Raw genomic sequence first — 18969 nt, 5'->3', positions numbered from 1 at the left:
ATTTTTTTATTTATAGAACTTGTTGAATTACAAAACCAAGCTGCTCCAGCGTTTCACGTTTTGCCACTGGCGCCACGACTGCCTTAGTGGCCTGCTGCTCAAGCAGATAAGTTTGTGCAACACGCTTTAAGTCATCCAGTGTGACATTTAACAGACGTTCACGTAATTTCTTACGGAATGCTGGTGTACGCTGATGCAGATAGGCATAACATGCAGTGATTGCCTCGCCCGCTGGTGAACCCGGTTTATCCATACTGGCAATCAGACCCAGAATCGCTTCTTCCAGTTGATGTGGCTGTTGCGGCGCATTGAGTAACCACTGAATACTGGCATCAAAGTCCTGGAAAGTTTCTGCCAGACGCGGGTCACGGTAGCTGTAGAAACGGAATGAACAGGCATTGCCGTCATAGCTGGCACCACCGCCATAAGCACCACCTTTTTCACGGATTGCACTGTGCAGGAAGCCATTACGTAAATATCCTGCCAGCACCATCAAGGCAGCAGCATCAGGATGCGCCACTTCGACCGCCGGATAAGCAGCCGCGCAGAACTGGACATTGGCCTGAATTAACCAGGCTTCATGCTGATCATGCGTCACTTTTTCGATTTGAGTCAATGCAACCGGTGCAGGATCAACCGCCAGTTTGTCCCAGACATTCTGGATTTCTTCAATCAAGCTATCAGATTGTGGCTCTTCACACACCAGCAGGAACTGCTTCGGTGCTTGCAACAGGACACGATGAATTCGTTTTAACTCGTCAATCAACAGATCATATTCAGCCGGATCTTTTTCAATTTTAGAGACCAGCTCGATCAGCCAGTTTAATGCACCCAGACCAGTATTGTGATAATCACGCAATGCCAAGGCACTGTGCTGACGAGATGCAGATTGCATCGCATAGCTATGCCCCGAACCGGAAACACGTGACTGCCAACGTGTTTTACGCTGTTGTAACAGTTCAATAATACGGTCTTTTTCATCAAAACGTAGCTGTTCAAAACCGATTTTCAACAGACGAATGGCATCTAAATGATTCACCAGTGATTTGGTGGTCAGCGTCAGCCAAGCCGTGATCTTGTTTTTGTCATCGACTTTAGAGCGCAGCGATGCGCCCATACCCAGACCGCCACTTACTGCAGTTTGCAGTTGCTGGAATTCCAGATAATCATATTCACCCGCACCGACTTCGCCCATCAGGATCGAAAGCAGGTTGAAGTATGGCGACTGCACCACGTCATCTGGAATATTCACTAAAACCTGTTGATAATAAATACCATTGGTACCGGCATGATACAGGTTCAACGGCGTATCGACCTGATTACAGATAATCTCGCGTAACTGGCCCTGAACAATCTGTAATTCCGCAGGTACATCTTCCAGACCGACTTTTGGCAATAAATTCAAGTCATCCGGTGTATCCTGACGCACATTCAATGCTTCAGTCTGGGCAATAATGTCTGCTTTCTGCTCTTCGGTCAGATTCTTGCCAATTTCAGCCAGACGGGCTTTTTCATCGGCCGCTTCTTTGGCAGATTTGGTCGCATCCGGAACCAGCGTCAGTTGTACACGATGCGGATTATCCAGCAGATGCTCTTGAATCAGGTTGGATAACCACATTGGATCTTGTAGTTCTTCTTTCACCGCAGCAATCGCGGAATCCACATCCCAGACTTCCACCGGATCACGGTGATGAATCGCACTGCCCAAACCGCTCAGAATCAGGCTCAGACCATAAGGCGTGCCATCCCCATTGATTTCACGCTGATGCAATTCAATTTGATGCAAAATTGCATCGACCATATTCTGATCGACCGGTTTAGAGGCAACATCTTCTAAAACTTTAAACACGCCATTTTTAAATTCTTCCGCATGTTCAGGATTTGAACCCTGCACCGCACAGTAGAAGGTCATTTCAAAATTAGAATCATCCACACCCATAAATGGACCACTAGACTGTGCATAATCACAGGTTTCCAGATAATGACGCAGTGGTGATGCTGAATCTTCCAGCAAAATCCCTTCGACTAAACGCATACCCAAACGCAGTTTAATATCGCTGGCTTCTGGCAATAACCATGACAGCACATGATAGGTTTTGTCCTGCAAATCTTCAGCATCGACCGCATAGCTGTCTGTCACAGTCAATGGTGCAGTCAAACGGGTTTCAGGCGTTGGATATAAGGTCTGACCTTGCTCAAATTTGGACAATGCCAGTTTTTCAAACTGTTCTTGCAGTTCAAATGTAGATTGATTACCAAAAGTCATGAAGACTGCATTACTTGGATGATAATGTGACTTATAGAAATCGACTAACTCTTGGTAAGTTAAGTCAGGAATATCTTTAGGATCACCGCCAGAATTATAATGATAAGTGGTATGCGGATATAAATGATGCGCCAGCGTGTGATAAAGCTGGTCTGAAGGAGAACTCATCGCCCCTTTCATTTCATTAAAGACCACGCCTTTATAGACTGGCTCGCCATTTTCCAGTTCAATGCGAATGCCTTCCTGAGCAAAATCCAGTGGATTCAGGTTCGCTGCAAATGCCGCGTCCATATACACTTCAAGCAGGTTTTGAAAATCTTTGCTGTTTTGCGTTGCAAATGGATAAGCCGTCCAGTCTGCCGCAGTAAAAGCATTCATGAAGGTGTTCAATGAACGGCGGATCATCAGGAAGAATGGATCGCGCACCGGGAACTTTTCTGAACCGCATAATGCAGTATGTTCCAGAATATGTGCTTCGCCTTTAGAATCCATCGGCTGGGTACGAAACGCCACCAGAAAGACATTTTCATCGTGATTGGTCGCCAGGTGATAATGTGTGGCACCAGTCACTTTATGTTTATATTCAGACACAAAAATGTCTAAAGCTTCAACATGTTGTTGACGTAACAACTGAAACGCAGGATGTACAGTTTGAGAAATGGTTTCAGTGACATCTACAGTCATGCGATCTCCTAATGCTTTAATTAAAATAACTAAGGACATTATAGCTTTAGTTATCTAAATTATTCACGTTGAAAACCGAGGATTTTGATCGAATTAAGTAAACTTGATCATTTGAAAATTAAATCATCAAATTTACTGGCTAAGTCTGGCTCAACAGCCGCAAGATCACGAAATCAAATATTTGAAGTAGTTATAACTTGGATTATTTTCCACAAATACATAATTCTGTTTTTGATAGAAGCTGGCAGCCAGTCGGGTATCTGTTTGCAGACATAAGGCCGAATAATGCGGAGCTGCCAACTGTTCCAGATAAGCCAGAAGCTGTTTACCGACCCCATGCAGCCGATATTTTGGATGGACATAGAAACGGCGCACACGACCAATCCGCTCTTCAATGCCATTATCGCCCCATTGCTGGTTTAGGCCACCACAGGCAATCAGTTTTTTGCCATCATGCGCGACCAGTAAATGTTCATTGGCTTGAGCAAAGCAGTTTTTACCGGTGCGATATTCTTCAATTAACTTATCCATCACATCTAAGCCTTCTTTACGCGCAAGGGTCGCTAGCGTTTCGACCTGGTCAGGAAGTTGTTCAACTTTTACAATTTTAATATCCATATACGCACACTATTTGAAATGATTGTGAAGAATGATCTTCGCAGAACGACTTTAAAGTATCATGTCGAACGCGATATATCCTTATAAATAAAATTTGATGCTTAAATCAATGCTACAGCAACGTAGTGCATAAAAATAAGTCAAATCTTAGACCAAAGATAGTCACTGAACAAAATACAGTATTTTTGGAAAATATTTGAAAATGATTCAGCAAACTACAGCAATCCCAAGCAATCGTGTAAACTTGGCACTTTCATTTTTAATGTGATATTTGAACATGGCAAATGTTGATCTTTTTGCAATTGGTAATGCGCTGATTGACCAAGAATTTAAAGTGTCTGACGACTTTTTAACTGCACATCACTTGCAAAAAGGCACCATGCAACTTACAGATGGTGATACTCAGGCCAGACTTTATCAAAACCTTCAAGCGACTCAAGTTTATAAGGGTCAGGCTTCAGGCGGTTCAGCCGCCAACACTACCGTGGCATTTTCTGCACTTGGCGGTTCTGCATTTTATGGTTGCCGTGTTGGTAATGATGAACTGGGGCAAATCTATCTGAAAGGTTTAAATGATGCAGGCATTCAGACCACAATCCAGTCGATCAGCGAAGGTGTAACGGGAACTTGTATGGTTCTGGTGAGTCCTGATTCTGAACGTACCATGCATACTTATCTAGGTATTACTGCTGAACTCACGGATCAACAAATTGATTTTAGTGCGCTAAATACTGCGAAATGGCTATATATCGAAGGTTATTTATCGACTTCTGAAACAGCACGCCATGCCGTCAAACAGGCACGTGAAATTGCCCGCGCTAACGGAGTTAAAATTGCTTTAACTTTATCGGATCCTGCCATGGTGCAATATGCGCGTGCCGGTCTGGATGAAATGATTGCAGAAGGTGTCGACCTGTTGCTGTGTAACCAGCAAGAAGCCCTGATGTATACAGAGACCGATAATATTGACGCGGCTCTAGTTAAATTAAAAACACTCAGTCAACACGTTGTCATTACATTGTCAGCCGAGGGTGCACTTATTTCGGATCACGACAATACATTTAAAGTTCCTGGCCGCAAAGTTACTGCAGTAGATGCGAATGGTGCCGGTGATGCATTTGCCGGGGCTTTCTTGTATGCCTTGAATGCCAACCTAGGCCTTAAAACTGCGGCTGAACTGGCGATTTTAATTTCCAGTCAGGTGGTTTCGCAATTTGGCCCACGTTTAGCGATTGAAGACTATGCGGCATTATTACAAGACTTTCAGAAGGAATGTGCTTAATGTTTAAAATTTGTATGACCGAAGATATTCCAGAGCGTGAAGCCCGAGCTTTTGAACTGGAGAATGGGGATATTATTTTTATTACCCAGCGCGATGGAGCTTTTTATGCCTATCAAAACCTGTGTCCGCATTTGCAAGTCGAGCTGGAATTTCTGGAAAACCAGTTTTTGGATCGTGATCAGGAATTTATTGAATGTTCAACGCATGGTGCACTATTTTTGGTAGAAAGCGGTGAATGTATTTCCGGGCCTTGCCAAGGTCAGTCACTTGAAAAAGTAGAAATTACCGTGCATTCTGATGGTGGAATTTACCTCACAGAATAAGACCTAAAACGGACTTCACCATGCCTGCATTTTTTCTAGACTATAATCTGATGCCTTTTCATCTCAGTTTATTGGCGATTATTTTGTTTGGCGTGGTGAAAACCATTGGTTTCTATTTTGGACTCAGATCCAGCAAATTTTTGCAAAAAATTTCACCTTATAATTTTCAACAATTAGACCTGTTGAATGTCAAATTCTCCAAAACCCTAATTGTATTTTTCTTTCTGATGAATTTCAGCTTTGCTGGCTATGTTTTACAATTCCTGATCTATTCTCAGGAGTTTGAGTTTCTGCCGGCTTATTATCTGATTATTCCAGCTTTAATTATTGCCACTTTTTTTACGATTTTCATGATTCATTGCCTGGATCAGGTCATTCCACCCAAATATAAAAAGAATAATGTCAATTTGCTCGGCCGTCTGGCAACGATTTCAAGTGGCAATGCCCGCCCTGGATTTTCTGCTCAAGCGCGGGTTCGAGATGAATATGGACAACTGCATTATGTACAGGTAGAACCGGAATTTGGTGAACTGGGTTTTCAATCGCAAATTATTTTAATTCGCACCCGAAAATCTCATTATATTGCCAAAAAAATCTGCGACTCTAACCAGCTGTTTAGCCTGAACCTAGATTAGCGATTTTAAAGTCTGCATAGCATTAAAAAATCCCGACTCAAATCGGGATTTTTACATGATGGAATTTATTTTTTGAGAAGCCCTGAGACCATATTCAAGACATTTTGAATATCATTATTGGCTTCCTGCTTACTGGTCTGTTCACCCTGTGGCGTAAGTGAGTCAATAATCTGCGGCAAAACTTGTGAAATTGCACTATACACATCCTGTTTAGGCGCATGAGTTTGCTGTGCAACTTCTTCAATTTCCTGATCATCAAACAGATTTTGTACCTGCTGCGGATCGACATTGGCATTTTCACCCGGGCCAGTCGACACCCAGTCATCAACCTGACTATTCAACCCCTGTCCTTTAAGCTTATCCAATGCACCCTGTAAACCACCCTGTTTTTGAATCCAGGCCAGTACCAGAGGTAGCACCGCAATCAATAAGGTTTTGCCAGTCGAACCTCCTCCCAATCCTGAACGGGGTTGAGCAGTACTTTGACGATTTACCCCACCTAACTGACTGAGAACTGAACCTAAAATTGCACCCAAACCATTTTGTCGGGTCTGCTGGCCGGCTTGATTCTGCTGATTCTGATTGTGTTGACTCTGATCTTGTTGAGTCTGAGATTTATTCAAATGACCTAGTACCGATCCCAGGATATCTGCCAGACCACCCTGCTGTGAAGATTGCTTTTGAGACTGCCCGCCACCCAATGCCTGCTTGGCTAATATTTCCACGATATTACTCAGATTCGTCATGCTCTATATCCTGTATGCATCATAGTTACAGAATACGGTCTGTCCTCATATTGTCTAGGCAGGATTGTGTTAATATTTGCAATTAAGCAGGCATAGGCTTACCAGCGAAATTTATCCCAGTTTTCCGGATTGGCCCAGAACTTGGAATTAAACCAGTCGGGCACATGCTTATAGGTTAAAATATTAAACTGCCACAGCGCAAAATCCGCCCCGTGCGTGGTCTTGTCAATCAGCTGGGTAAATCCCAAAGCTCTCAATAGTTTTTCATCTTGCAGCCGACTGATCACCACCAGACGTTTAGCAAATAAATCACGCAATTTCACCAAGATTCGACTCATGATCTGTTCAGACAAATGTTCGGTTTCTATCGTATCCAGCATTACCACAGCTAGGTCATAACGTTGCTGAAAAGGCAGATTTAAAAAGCCAGATACGCTAAAATAGTGCCATTGAATAGATGGCTGAAACTGGACTTGCCTTAAGTCCTGCCCAATACAAATAGCAGTATGAATTGGCTGTTCCTGTGCGAAATCGTCTAGCATTGAAGTAATGACATTCTGCTCAGCCATAACTGCATCCTTATGATTTAAGTGAGTAATCTTTATGGAACTTCAGGGCATTTGCCATAAAATGCATGTCGGCCTCAAAGACCTTAGTGTAACTGATCAACAGATACAGCGGGCAAATGTTGAGTATAAATTAATTCTGGATCGTGCAGAAATCGATCTTCCGTTTAATTTAGGCCAAGACATCGAGATTGAATGGACGGGGAAGATTTATTGCGTATCTTGTGGCAATAAAACCTCAAAATCTTTCTCGCAAGGTCACTGTTTTAAATGTTTTAAGACCAATGCTTCATGTGATATGTGCATCATGAAGCCAGAAACCTGTCATTATCATTTAGGCACTTGCCGCGAAGATGAATTTGCCCAGAATGTCTGCTTTCAACCGCATATTGTCTATCTAGCCAATTCCAGTGCATTGAAGGTCGGGATTACCCGTACCAGCCAAATGCCGACCCGCTGGCTGGATCAGGGCGCAACCCAAGCCCTGCCGATTATGAAAGTTGGCTCACGTCGCCTCTCTGGCAAATTGGAAGTCATGTTTGGTACGCAGGTCGCAGACAAAACAGACTGGCGCAAGCTGCTCAAAGGTGAAGCAGAACCACTGAATCTGATTGAAGTCCGTGAACAGCTGTTAGAAGAATTTGCACCTAAAATTCAAAGCATTCGTGAAGAATTTAATCAGAATCTTGAGTTTAATGAAAATATTGAAGTGCTTGAGCAGGAATTGGCACGCGAGTTTATTTATCCGGTCGAGCAATATCCAGAAAAGATTAAATCACATAATCTGGATAAAACTCCGGTGATTCGTGGCAAATTACAGGGTATTAAAGGTCAGTATTTAATTCTGGATACCGGTGTAATCAATATGCGTAAATATACCGGTTATGAACTGATTATTCGTGCTTAAACCCTCATTTGGCTAGAGCATAAAAAAACCAGCCCGCAGGCTGGTTTTTTTATTCAAGATCGTCTTATTTGATTTTTGCCTGAGATTTCAGGTAGCGCGTATAGTCATCAAATTCTTGCTGACCACGAAGTTGCTGATACAACTTCACCAACTCACTACGTTGCTCTGCACTCAATACATCCACCGGGTTTTTCTTTACTTCTGATACCGCAACCACGACCAGCTCATTTGGCATTTTCGCTGTGGTCACTGACCAATGGCCTGCTTTTGGTGTCGGAAGACTAAAAGCGGCACGTTGTACATCACGTTTTAGCAAACCTTCAGCACGGGTATACACGCCAGCATCTTCAAAAATCAAAGCACCTTTGGCGACTGATGCAGCAGGTTTGGTTTTGAACTCATCCAGAGCTTTCTGAATTTTTGCTTTTGCCAAAGCAGCGGCTTTGTCTTCAATCAATTGAGCCTGAACACGCGGTTTCGCTTCTGCCAGTGTTTGTTCACCAGCTGCATGATAGTCACGCACCTTGATCCAGGCCACATCACCATTGGCCAACTGAATGCTTGATGAAGCATTACGATCACCATTTTTGACATCATCATTAAACAGTTTGACTTTAAGGTTGGCATCGCTCAACACTGGGTCACGGGTTGAAAGTTTTACTCCTTGGGCTTTCTGAACCTGCACGCCTTTCACTTCTTGTGTAACAACCTCCAGAGAATCACTTCCCACCACCATATCATTCAAGCTATTCACCGTATCGGAGAATGCATTGGATTTTTTAGCAGTCAAAACCTCTTCAGATAAACGTGCTTTTTGTGACTCAAAAGATGGCACAGCCACATCAGGTGATTGCACAGAAATAATATGATAGCCATAATCTGTTTTCACAGGAGCAGAGACCTGACCTGATTTTAAAGAGCTAACAGTCTGGTCAAATGTGCTACCAAATACGCCAGTTTCATAAACTGCAATTGCTCCGCCTTTAGACTTGGATTCAGGATCTTCAGAATATTGTGCTGCAGCCTGTGCAAAAGTGTTACCGGCTTTAATTTTCGCTGCCACTTCTGCAGCCAGTTTTTGTGCTTCAGCATCACTACGACTGTCCGCCGTAATCAAAATATGCTTCACCTCTGGTTTAACTGCCTGTTTTTGTGTCGCAACAAAGGCTGTATACGCTTCCTGAAGTTCAGCATCTGTCACTGCCAAACCCTGTGCTTGAATATCACTTGGCTTCAACACCACATAGTCTATATCTACACTGGTCGGCTGTGTAAACGATGCCTTGTGCTGTTCATAATAGGCAGCGACTTCAGCATCGCTGACTTTGACATCTTTTTTATAACTGTCCAGATTAATACTGGAAATATGAATATGACGTTGTTCAGTCTGTAAATCGGCAATTTGCTGCATTTCGACCGGACTCACCAGTGGATAGTCCAGGAATGTCGAAGACAGCATTTTCAGCGCATGATCTTTACGCAAACTTTCGACTAAAGCACGATTGGTCATGCCAATTGATTTAAGATAGTTCTCATATAAAGCATCAGAGAACTTACCATCTTGCTGGAAAGTCGGCTGCTGGGCAATCATCTGTACAATTTGCTGGTCACTCAGGCTGATGCCTAATTCTTCTGCCTGTTGTAGCAATAAGGTACGTGAAACCAAAGTATCCATGGCTTTCTGGTCAATGAAGCTTTGATTCAGCAAGGTTTCATCGCCATTGGCATAACTGAGATATTGTTCTTTAAATGATTTCGTCAGTGACTCTAATTCTTTTTGAGATATTTCAGTTCCGTTCACGGATTTTGCCGCATCAGAGCTCCCGCCGCTAAAATATCCTTCAATACCTACAAGCGCTAACGGGGTCAAAAACAGAACGAGTAAAACTTTACCCAACCAACCCTTAATAACTTTACGAAAAGCTTCCATAAGTATTCCAATATTTTATTTGCAAAGGATTTTAACCGAAAATACCCATTGAATGAATGTGTTAATCATCACAATTTATTTTATCAATAAAAAACGCGCCAAAGAAGGCGCGTTTCATCGCTGGGTAAGCTTAAGCTACAGCGTCTTTTAAGCCTTTACCCGCTTTGAAGCTAGGCACTTTGCTTGCTTTGATCTCAAGAGTAGCGCCAGTCTGTGGGTTACGGCCAGTACGTGCAGCACGTTCTTTTACACCGAAAGTACCAAAACCGACCAAAGTAACTGTATCACCCGCTTTTAAAGCTTCAGTAACAGAAGCAATTGTAGCATCTAAAGCTTTACCTGCGTCAGCCTTAGATAATCCCCCTTTCTCTGCAATTGCATCAATTAATTCTGATTTATTCATGAAGATTACGTCCTCTTAATATCGTTTATTTAAGGTTCAAGAATTTGTTTAACATGCCATAACGCCTTTATAGCAATGCTTTAGGTATAAACGCAATACTTAAGAACCTCTTTTTTTTCAAAAAATATGCGAAAAAAACATTGAATAATAAATAAAGTCATTTTATTTGTGTTTTTTTCGACAATTCTTCCTGCATTTTTTCTTGTTCCGCAGTCAACTGATCAACTTTGGCATGTAACTGAAGGATTAAACGTTCTAAATGTTGTACATCCTTGAGTGTGACTAATCCTATACGATTCAATGAGTGATGAACAGAGTTGTCGATCAGCTTTTCCACTTTATCTTTGGTCTCTGTGACCGACTCTTTGGCCTTTTCTGAGACCTTTTCTACAGTTTGATCTGCAATATCTGCAGTTTTAGACTCCAGTTCTTCTCCAACCTTGACCAGTGAGTCAAACAGTTTATTGCCTTCTTCTTCGGCACGTGAAAATGCTCCCAGTCCAGCCAGCCAGATCTGTTTGGTGTATTTACGAAAATCAAGAGCCGATTTGCGCTCCGAGGCAGATTTGGACTTGGCTTTCATTGTTTTCTGGTTTAAAGCTTCAGCTGAGTCTTGTGCTGTTTTTGACTCGTCCATGTGCACGGCTCCTGTTTGTTTTCTGCGCAATTATTATAAATTATTCTACAAAATCACTGCATAATAGCAAATTTAGTACTTGATAGATTTGCTAAACTGTTCTACAAAGCAATTTATTTCAAGTCTAATTTGATTTAACCCTGAAATCTCTTCACAGGCAGGAAGCTTTTTCACTTTATATTTCAGGTAAGGATTGGTTGTATATGAGCGAATCGCAACAAAGTCAAAATCAACCGCATTTGTTGCTTACGATGACGTTAATTGTTTTAGAAACAATATTTACCTTCATTCTCAAGCATGATCGTGTCGTTGCATTACAAGCCAAGAAGTTTGTAGATGAAAATATCTCGATTAAAATCAATAGCTATATTCCATATTTCGACTTTTATGTGCAATTCACCACAAATGGTCTTTTATTTGACCATAAAGCACCGGGTCGCATTGTAGATCTGGATGTGCGTACCACACTTCCCGATCTGATCAAAATTTTTATTTTTGGCAATCGTCGTAGCATTCGTAGTATGCGCATTGATGGTCATCAGGTTTTGAAAGACGAATTTCGTGATTTATTAACAGTATTCAGCTTGCCAAAAGTATTAGCCGACTGGAAACACTGGCTGTCTGAAACACCCACTGATGAAACGGAAATTATTGCGTCCAAAAAGCGTATAGCACCACTCTTAAAGAAAATTGAAGAGCAGCGTTCCAAGATCAATACCTTGCAGGTAGAAGTCAAACAGTATAAAAACCGCCTGAAACGGATCGAACGCCGTCAAAAGCGCATTAATATTGTTTTTGGCCTGAGTAGCATACTTTTGATTACGTTATTAGTGTATAATTGGCTCACTATGTAAATCTTTCATTATGAAAAAATTAAATCCCACTAAGGTCTACTAAAAATAACTTGACTAATTTAGTCGGGATTCTTAAAATCGACACATCTAGTCTAACCATGTGTATCGAATCATGCGCCTAACCACTCGCGGTCGCTACGCTGTGACTGCTCTACTTGATCTAGCTTTGCAGCCTTCTGAAAAAACGATTACGCTCGCCGAAATTGCGGCACGTCAAACTATTTCTGTTGCGTATCTTGAGCAGTTATTTGCGAAACTCAAGCGCCATGGCTTAGTTTCAAGTGTTCGTGGAGCAAATGGTGGATACCATTTAGCACGTAATGCAGATGAAATTACTGTGTTAGCAATTATCGAAGCTGTAAACGAAACAGTTGATGCGACTCGCTGTGACCATAAAGGCAACTGCCAGAATGGTGCGATGTGCTTGACTCATGATTTATGGCAGGAACTCTCCCACCACATTGCCGATTATTTAGCAAAAATCTCGCTTGCTGATCTGGTTGCACGTGACAATGTACAAACAGTGTCATTACGCCAAAATTCAGCACCCTTTGATTCAGCCCTTTTATCGGTTACAGGTATTTGACATGAAACGTCCGATTTATCTTGATTATGCAGCTACGACTCCGGTAGATCCTCAGGTTGCTGAACGTATGATGGAATGTTTAACATTCGAAGGTACCTTCGGTAATGCTGCATCTCGTTCACATGCTTATGGCTGGCAAGCAGAAGAAAAAGTTGAATATGCACGTGAACAGGTCGCTAATTTAATTAAAGCTGATCCACGTGAAATCGTATGGACTTCAGGTGCAACCGAATCAGACAACCTTGCGCTTAAAGGTGTGGCTCATTTCTATGCATCGAAAGGTAAACATATCATTACCTCTAAAATCGAACACAAGGCAATTTTAGATACGTGCCGTGAGTTAGAGTCTGAAGGTTTTGAGATTACCTATATTGAACCACAACCTCAAACCGGTTTAATTACTCCGGAAATGGTTCAAGCAGAAATTCGTCCAGATACGATTCTGGTTTCACTGATGATGGTGAACAACGAAATCGGTACGATTACTGATGTTGCAGCGATTGGTGAAATCACTCGTGCCAACAAAATTTTCTTCCATGTCGATGCAGCACAAGCGGCAGGTAAAGTTGAAATTGATCTTTCAACTTTAAAAGTAGACCTGATGAGCTTCTCTGCGCACAAGATCTACGGCCCTAAAGGTATTGGTGCCCTGTTTGTACGTCGTAGCCCACGTGTACGCCTTAAAGCTGAAATGCATGGTGGCGGTCATGAACGTGGTATGCGTTCAGGTACGCTGGCAACGCATCAAATCGTGGGGATGGGTGAAGCATTCGAACTTGCAGGCAAGAATCTGGAAGCTGAACAAACCCGCTTACGTGTACTTCGCGACAAGCTTTGGAATGGCGTACAAGACCTTGAACAGGTGTTCTTGAATGGTCATCCTACACAAAACGTAGCAAACTACTTGAATGTCAGCTTCAACTTTGTTGAAGGTGAATCACTGATGATGGCCTTGAAAGATGCTGCGGTATCTTCAGGTTCAGCATGTACCTCTGCAACACTTGAACCCTCTTATGTACTTCGTGCATTGGGTCTTTCAGACGAGCTTGCACACAGTTCGATCCGCTTCAGCTTTGGTAAATACACCACTGAAGAAGATATCGATCATGTATTGAGTATCACTAAAGCTGCTGTTGAGAAGTTACGTGAACTTTCTCCGCTTTGGGATATGTTTAAAGAAGGTATCGACCTTTCTAAAGTTGAATGGGCTGAGCACTAATCTTCATTCTGAGATAGTGACCAATCGGTTACTATCTCATTGAGAAAAGTTTTTTAACCCCCATATTTAATAATACTAAGGCTGACCCCGAGGTTTGGAGAAGCAACATGGCTTATAGCGAAAAAGTAATTGATCATTACGAAAACCCTCGTAATGTTGGCGTTTTAGATAAAAATGCTGAAAACGTTGGTACCGGTATGGTTGGTGCACCCGCATGTGGTGACGTGATGCGTTTACAGATTCAAGTCAACGATGCAGGCGTGATTGAAGAAGCACGTTTTAAAACCTATGGTTGTGGTTCAGCAATCGCATCAAGTTCTTTGGTGACTGAATGGCTCAAAGGTAAAACTTTGGATCAAGCTCAAGCAATCAAGAATATCGATATTGCAACTGAACTGGCACTTCCACCAGTAAAAGTACACTGCTCTGTTCTTGCAGAAGATGCAATCAAAGCAGCTGTAGAAGACTACCGTAACAAGAAAGTTAAAGCTTAATTGTTCCACGTTTTTAAATTTTAACGGAGTTTTCATGATCCATTTAACTGAAAATGCTGCAACTCATATCAGCAATTATTTAAAAAATCGCGGTAAGGGTGAAGGCATTCGCGTTGGTGTGAAAACTTCAGGCTGTTCTGGTCTGGCTTATGTACTCGAGTTCGTTGACGAAGTCGATACACATGACCAAGCATTTGAGCAGTTTGGGGTTAAAGTATTCATTGATCCGAAAAGTCTGGTTTATCTTGAAGGTATGGAGATGGACTATGTTAAAAACGGCTTGAACGAAGGCTTTGAATTTAACAACCCCAACAAAAAAGGCGAATGCGGTTGTGGTGAATCCTTCACTGTATAAACCCGGCAGTTATTCTCTTTTGACATTAAAACAGTGTGTTTCACACTGTTTTAATTGCATTTATACAGTTATTTTTGCACATTAATCGCGGACCCCATCTCCCATGAATCATTTTGAGCTGTTCAATCTTCCAGTAGCACTCGATATTGATTTGGCAACTTTAAAAACTGAATTTTTAAAGTTACAGCAACAATATCATCCCGATAAAGCTGAAGACAAAGATCAGGCCCTGATTAAATCAAGCGATATCAATCAGGCTTTTAAAGTTTTGTCAGCGGTCGATAGCCGTGCAGCGTATTTATTGTCCCTCAAGAAACAGGATTATCACTTAGATCAATCGATCAGTGATTTTGAATTCTTGCAGGACGCTCTGGAAATTCGTGAACAACTCGACGATGCCACCTCTGCTGAAGATTTAACTTCACTGAAAGTTGAAGTACAGCAATGGATTGACGGTCTGGTTCGTGAGTTTAAAATTGACTATACCGATGAAGACTGGGCTGAAGCACGCGATACAGTGCGTAAACTACGCTTCTTTGTTAAAGTCATGGCAGATATCGACAAGGCGGAAGACCGCTTCCTGGACGATGACAGCTTTGACCTTGATGATGATTTCTAATTTTTAATATTTAACGTGCAAAGGATGTAACACTATGGCTCTCTTGCAAATTGCAGAACCAGGTCAATCAAGTGCACCACATGAACACCGCATTGCGATTGGTATCGATTTAGGCACCACCCACTCTTTGGTTGCCACGGTTCTTTCAGGTAAAGCCAAAGTGCTGAATGACGAACAAGGTCGTGTGCTACTTCCTTCTATCGTGCATTATGCAGAACAGCAGACTCAATATGGTAATGAAGCCGCGCCTTTTATTACCAGCGATCCTAAAAATACCATCGTTTCAGTCAAGCGTTTCATGGGGCGCTCTCAAGCGGATATCAAATTCCAGCATCCTTATGCCTTGGTCGGCGAAGCGAATGAAATGCCGGCTTTTGAAACCGCACAAGGTCGTAAAACTCCGGTTGAAATTTCTGCAGAAATTTTAAAGCAGCTCAAAGATCGTGCTGAAGCAAGTCTGAAAAATCCGGTGAATGCTGCAGTGATTACCGTTCCAGCGTATTTTGATGAAGCACAGCGTCAGGCAACCCGAGATGCTGCCCAGCTTGCCGGTTTGAATGTTTTACGTTTATTGAATGAGCCCACCGCTGCTGCTGTGGCTTATGGCCTCGATCAGGAAAGCAACTTGAGTACAGATCGCAACTATGTGATTTATGACTTGGGTGGCGGTACTTTCGACGTTTCGATTCTGCGCTTCTCTCAAGGCGTGTTTGAAGTGCTGGCGACTGGCGGCCACACTGCCCTCGGTGGTGATGATCTGGACCGTTTAATTCTGAAATGGGCCAAGAAACAGCTAAACATCGAAACCTTAGATGATGCTGAATATGCACATTTTATTGTGGCAGCGCGTAAGGCCAAAGAAGCTTTGTCTGATGCAGATTCAGTTCAACTCAAATTACTCGATCAAGTTTTAAACCTTGACCGTCCAACCTTTGAAGAAATCATTAAAGTTGCTTTGGACAAAACCATCAGCGTATGTAAACGTGTGATGCGTGATGCCAAGCTTGAACTGGATGACATTCAAAATGTGGTTCTGGTGGGTGGCTCAACCCGTTCTTATGCCGTACAAAAAGCAGTTGGTGACGTATTTAGCCAAGAACCGCTGTGCACGATTAACCCGGATGAAGTGGTTGCCATTGGCGCATCGATTACAGCAAACCAACTGATTGGCAACTCGACTGATGGTTCCTTATTACTGGATGTTACCCCACTGTCTTTAGGTTTAGAAACCATGGGCGGACTGGTGGAACGTCTGATTTCACGTAATACTGCCATTCCTGTAGCACGTCGTCAGGAATTTACTACCTATCAAGATGGCCAGACTGCCATGTTGATCCATGTGGTTCAAGGTGAACGTGATCTGGTTGAACATTGTCGTAGTCTGGGTCGTTTTGTCTTGCATGGCATTCCACCAATGACAGCCGGTCAGGCACGTATCGAAGTAACTTTCCAGGTCGATGCTGATGGTTTGTTGACGGTATCTGCCAAAGAAACAACATCTGGCGTGCATGCGCAAATTGATATTAAGCCATCTTATGGCTTATCCGGTGAAGATACTGAGCGCCTATTACTTGACGGTTATAAATTTGCCGAGGAAGATAAAAATCTGCGTCATTTGAATGAAACCAAAGTTGAAGCCCAGCGTGAGCTGGAAGCACTGGTTCAGGCACTAAAAGTAGATGCCGCTCTGTTGACTGAAGAGCAACTGGCAGCACTGCAAACTGCACAGGCACAACTTGAAACCGAGCTTCAAGGTTCAGACATCAAAGCGATTGAATCTGCAGTTGAACAGCTTAAAATACATAGTGATGCTTTTGCAGCAGCACGTATGAATCAACATATTGATGCCGCTCTTAAGGGCACTAAACTCGACGACTGGTCAAACTCAAACTAATTTAAGGTAACGACTATGCCACGTATTAAAGTTCTTCCACATGCGCAGATTTGCCCCGAAGGTGCTGAGTTTGAAGTCGAACACAATGCCAACCTGTGCGAAAGCCTGCTCAAAAATGGCATTAAAATCGAACATGCCTGCGATATGTCAGCTGCATGTACAACGTGCCACGTTGTGGTACGTCAAGGCTTCGACAGCCTCGAAGAAATGGATGATGTAGAAGCAGATTTACTGGATCGCGCTTGGGGTCTGGAACCTGATTCACGCCTTTCTTGTCAGGTCACACTGGTCGATGAAGATCTGGAAATTGAAATTCCAAAATACACCATCAATCACGCTTCGGAAAATCATTAAGATTTTTCTTGAAAGATCATATAAAAAACCACGCTTAGACGTGGTTTTTTATATTTATGAGAATGATTAGATTACTTTGGAGTCTTTGAGTGATTCAAATTCGTCTTGTGGCTGGAGATGCTCAATCACTTCATCTTCAAGTTTAAGCTTGACGATGCCCTGAGAGTTGGTCAATTTCTGCTGAGTTTCAATGCGTTTAATCATTTTTTCCAGTACATGAATCAATTCTGGATATTCAAAGTTTTGTACTTCGTCCAGATTGAGCAGTAAATGAAAGCCTTTATATTCATAGTCGAACCAACGTTGATACTCAACTTTCTGCGATGCATATTTTTCCATTAGCTGCCAGGTTCTTACCGGTGCTTTAATGCCTTTCAAGAAAATTGGTTTCTTCGGCGCACATAAATAATCATTTTTGATCAGATTATGAGTATCTTCTGAAATCAGGATTTCATCCACTTCAGCTGCACTCTGTAAGCGCGCTGCCAAGTTGGCATCTCGTCCTACAATGGTATAGGCCATCCGATGCGTCGCACCATAATTCCCGACGTGGCAATAACCGGTCGAAATACCCATACGGATATGCAGTGGCGGATAACCCATTTTAATCCAGCGCTCACGCAGCAGTTTCATTTGCTGACGCATGGCAATCGCCATTTCCATACAGTTCTTGGCATCCTGCTCTACGCCTTCAGAGTTTGGATCACCAAAGAAAATCAGGATGGCATCCCCCATGAATTTATCAACAGTCGCTTCATAATTTTTGGCGATTTCGGTCATATGCCGCAAATAATCATTGAGCAAGAATGCTAAATCATCTGGAATAAGCGTTTCAGACAGTTCTGTAAAGCCTTGAATATCCGAGAAGAAAATTGTTAACTTTTTACGTTTATATTCAATTTTCGCTTCAGATTCACCTTTCATGATGGATTGCCACAACTGCACAGGCGCATAACGACTCAGCTGATTGGCAAATTCCATATAACGGTTCATCTGTTCAAAATAATGATTTTTCTTCTGGGTCATATACTGCACACGACCACTCTGATAAAAACTTCCGACACCAAAATAGGTAGTCAGGCAGATGAAGCCTAAAACCGTTAGTTCACTGCTTGTCGGTTCAAAATAAGTCCCAAAACCAAAGACCAGAATATTGGCCAGATAAAAAACGGTGATCCCGACCAGACTGGCCAGAGAAGCCATCATCAATGAAATTTTATTACTGATCGCGGTATAGAGTATTGCCACCAAACCCAGCAAGGACAATACCAAATCCAGCTGTACTGCGGCTAAAACCACTACAATGACAATAACATCAATCAGAAAAAGAACATTGCGCCGAATACGATAATCATGGCGATAGATCAACCAGCGCGACAGTTTCGAGCTAATCAATAAAATCAGGAATAAAAACACAGGAACAAAGAGCTGATACTGAGTATCCGGTTCAGTGTAATGAAAGACGACCAAAACCAGAGACAGCATGATATAGCCCATCAAGCGATGAAAATATTCAAACTGTTGTGGTTCTTTTTGAATCCAGTCGTCTAATTGCATTCAGTCACTCCCTGAAATCCGCAATCGTTCATAGATCTCG

20 protein-coding genes are annotated in these 18969 nt (G+C 42.4%); 12 read left to right on the top strand and 8 right to left on the bottom strand.

The genetic code is table 11. The annotated features are described in order from the left end of the window. Positions 1–10: 10 nt before the first annotated feature. Together CWI32_RS07785 and CWI32_RS07780 are read right to left on the bottom strand one after the other, a co-directional pair. On the bottom strand, positions 11–2950 hold the full coding sequence (locus CWI32_RS07785; protein ID WP_100535024.1) for an insulinase family protein: 2940 nt from the start codon (positions 2948–2950) through the stop codon (positions 11–13). Between the two features lie 165 nt (positions 2951–3115). After that, positions 3116–3568: a GNAT family N-acetyltransferase gene (locus tag CWI32_RS07780; RefSeq protein WP_100535023.1), complete on the bottom strand. Its 453-nt coding sequence runs from the start codon at positions 3566–3568 to the stop codon at positions 3116–3118. A 277-nt stretch (positions 3569–3845) separates the two neighbouring features. Here CWI32_RS07780 and CWI32_RS07775 point away from each other — a divergent pair, with 277 nt between their 5' ends. Genes CWI32_RS07775 through CWI32_RS07765 form a run of 3 tightly spaced genes read left to right on the top strand, consistent with a single transcriptional unit; the run spans position 3846 to position 5808 of the window. Beyond that, the gene (locus tag CWI32_RS07775; RefSeq protein WP_100535022.1) at positions 3846–4850 is read left to right on the top strand and encodes an adenosine kinase; all 1005 of its coding nucleotides are present in this window, start codon (positions 3846–3848) and stop codon (positions 4848–4850) included. A gap of 14 nt (positions 4851–4864) precedes the next feature. Then, positions 4865–5173, top strand: coding sequence for a Rieske (2Fe-2S) protein (locus CWI32_RS07770; protein ID WP_171304337.1), 309 nt, complete (start codon positions 4865–4867; stop codon positions 5171–5173). A gap of 20 nt (positions 5174–5193) precedes the next feature. Continuing rightward, complete coding sequence (locus CWI32_RS07765) at positions 5194–5808, top strand: OB-fold-containig protein (protein WP_005096777.1); 615 nt, start codon at positions 5194–5196, stop codon at positions 5806–5808. 65 nt (positions 5809–5873) lie between these two features. On the opposite strand, the gene CWI32_RS07760 is transcribed toward CWI32_RS07765, so the two are convergent. Next, the gene (locus tag CWI32_RS07760) at positions 5874–6554 is read right to left on the bottom strand and encodes a YidB family protein (protein ID WP_100535020.1); all 681 of its coding nucleotides are present in this window, start codon (positions 6552–6554) and stop codon (positions 5874–5876) included. A gap of 98 nt (positions 6555–6652) precedes the next feature. After that, entirely contained in the window at positions 6653–7123 is a 471-nt protein-coding gene (locus tag CWI32_RS07755) for a DUF6231 family protein (protein ID WP_005096775.1), read from the bottom strand. A 34-nt stretch (positions 7124–7157) separates the two neighbouring features. Between CWI32_RS07755 and CWI32_RS07750 the strand changes: the two genes are divergently transcribed. Further along, entirely contained in the window at positions 7158–8027 is an 870-nt protein-coding gene (locus tag CWI32_RS07750; RefSeq protein WP_005096774.1) for a DUF2797 domain-containing protein, read from the top strand. A 64-nt stretch (positions 8028–8091) separates the two neighbouring features. On the opposite strand, the gene CWI32_RS07745 is transcribed toward CWI32_RS07750, so the two are convergent. From CWI32_RS07745 to CWI32_RS07735, 3 genes are all read right to left on the bottom strand, one after another. Then, positions 8092–9957 carry a SurA N-terminal domain-containing protein gene (locus CWI32_RS07745; RefSeq protein WP_100535019.1) on the bottom strand — a complete coding sequence of 622 codons (1866 nt, stop codon included), beginning with the start codon at positions 9955–9957 and terminating at the stop codon, positions 8092–8094. Between the two features lie 130 nt (positions 9958–10087). After that, a complete protein-coding gene (locus CWI32_RS07740; RefSeq protein WP_004786051.1) occupies positions 10088–10360 on the bottom strand; it encodes an HU family DNA-binding protein in 273 nt (90 codons plus the stop codon). Between the two features lie 157 nt (positions 10361–10517). Next, positions 10518–10997, bottom strand: a complete 480-nt coding sequence (locus CWI32_RS07735; protein ID WP_100535018.1) for a phasin family protein — start codon at positions 10995–10997, stop codon at positions 10518–10520. A 203-nt stretch (positions 10998–11200) separates the two neighbouring features. Here CWI32_RS07735 and CWI32_RS07730 point away from each other — a divergent pair, with 203 nt between their 5' ends. The 8 genes from CWI32_RS07730 (at position 11201) to fdx (ending at position 17372) form a co-directional block, all read left to right on the top strand. Then, entirely contained in the window at positions 11201–11851 is a 651-nt protein-coding gene (locus tag CWI32_RS07730) for a hypothetical protein (protein ID WP_100535017.1), read from the top strand. Positions 11852–11963: 112 nt separating this feature from the next. Then, entirely contained in the window at positions 11964–12437 is a 474-nt protein-coding gene (locus CWI32_RS07725) for an Rrf2 family transcriptional regulator (protein WP_005096769.1), read from the top strand. A 1-nt stretch (position 12438) separates the two neighbouring features. Next, complete coding sequence (locus CWI32_RS07720) at positions 12439–13656, top strand: IscS subfamily cysteine desulfurase (protein WP_100535016.1); 1218 nt, start codon at positions 12439–12441, stop codon at positions 13654–13656. A 107-nt stretch (positions 13657–13763) separates the two neighbouring features. After that, entirely contained in the window at positions 13764–14150 is a 387-nt protein-coding gene (gene iscU, locus CWI32_RS07715) for a Fe-S cluster assembly scaffold IscU (RefSeq protein ID WP_005171124.1), read from the top strand. A 34-nt stretch (positions 14151–14184) separates the two neighbouring features. Continuing rightward, entirely contained in the window at positions 14185–14505 is a 321-nt protein-coding gene (gene iscA / locus CWI32_RS07710) for an iron-sulfur cluster assembly protein IscA (protein WP_005096766.1), read from the top strand. Positions 14506–14608: 103 nt separating this feature from the next. Then, entirely contained in the window at positions 14609–15124 is a 516-nt protein-coding gene (hscB, locus tag CWI32_RS07705; protein WP_005096765.1) for a Fe-S protein assembly co-chaperone HscB, read from the top strand. Positions 15125–15158: 34 nt separating this feature from the next. Next, a complete protein-coding gene (hscA, locus tag CWI32_RS07700; protein WP_100535015.1) occupies positions 15159–17018 on the top strand; it encodes a Fe-S protein assembly chaperone HscA in 1860 nt (619 codons plus the stop codon). A 15-nt stretch (positions 17019–17033) separates the two neighbouring features. After that, complete coding sequence (gene fdx / locus CWI32_RS07695; protein ID WP_005171126.1) at positions 17034–17372, top strand: ISC system 2Fe-2S type ferredoxin; 339 nt, start codon at positions 17034–17036, stop codon at positions 17370–17372. 66 nt (positions 17373–17438) lie between these two features. On the opposite strand, the gene CWI32_RS07690 is transcribed toward fdx, so the two are convergent. Continuing rightward, positions 17439–18929 (bottom strand): adenylate/guanylate cyclase domain-containing protein, encoded by a 1491-nt coding sequence (locus CWI32_RS07690; protein ID WP_100535014.1) that lies wholly within the window; start codon positions 18927–18929, stop codon positions 17439–17441. Between the last annotated feature and the right edge of the window lie 40 nt (positions 18930–18969).

This window comes from Acinetobacter pseudolwoffii, from assembly GCF_002803605.1.
Lineage (GTDB): Bacteria > Pseudomonadota > Gammaproteobacteria > Pseudomonadales > Moraxellaceae > Acinetobacter > Acinetobacter pseudolwoffii.
Note: the sequence above shows the minus strand (reverse complement) of the source record. Positions and strands in the feature narration are given on the sequence as shown.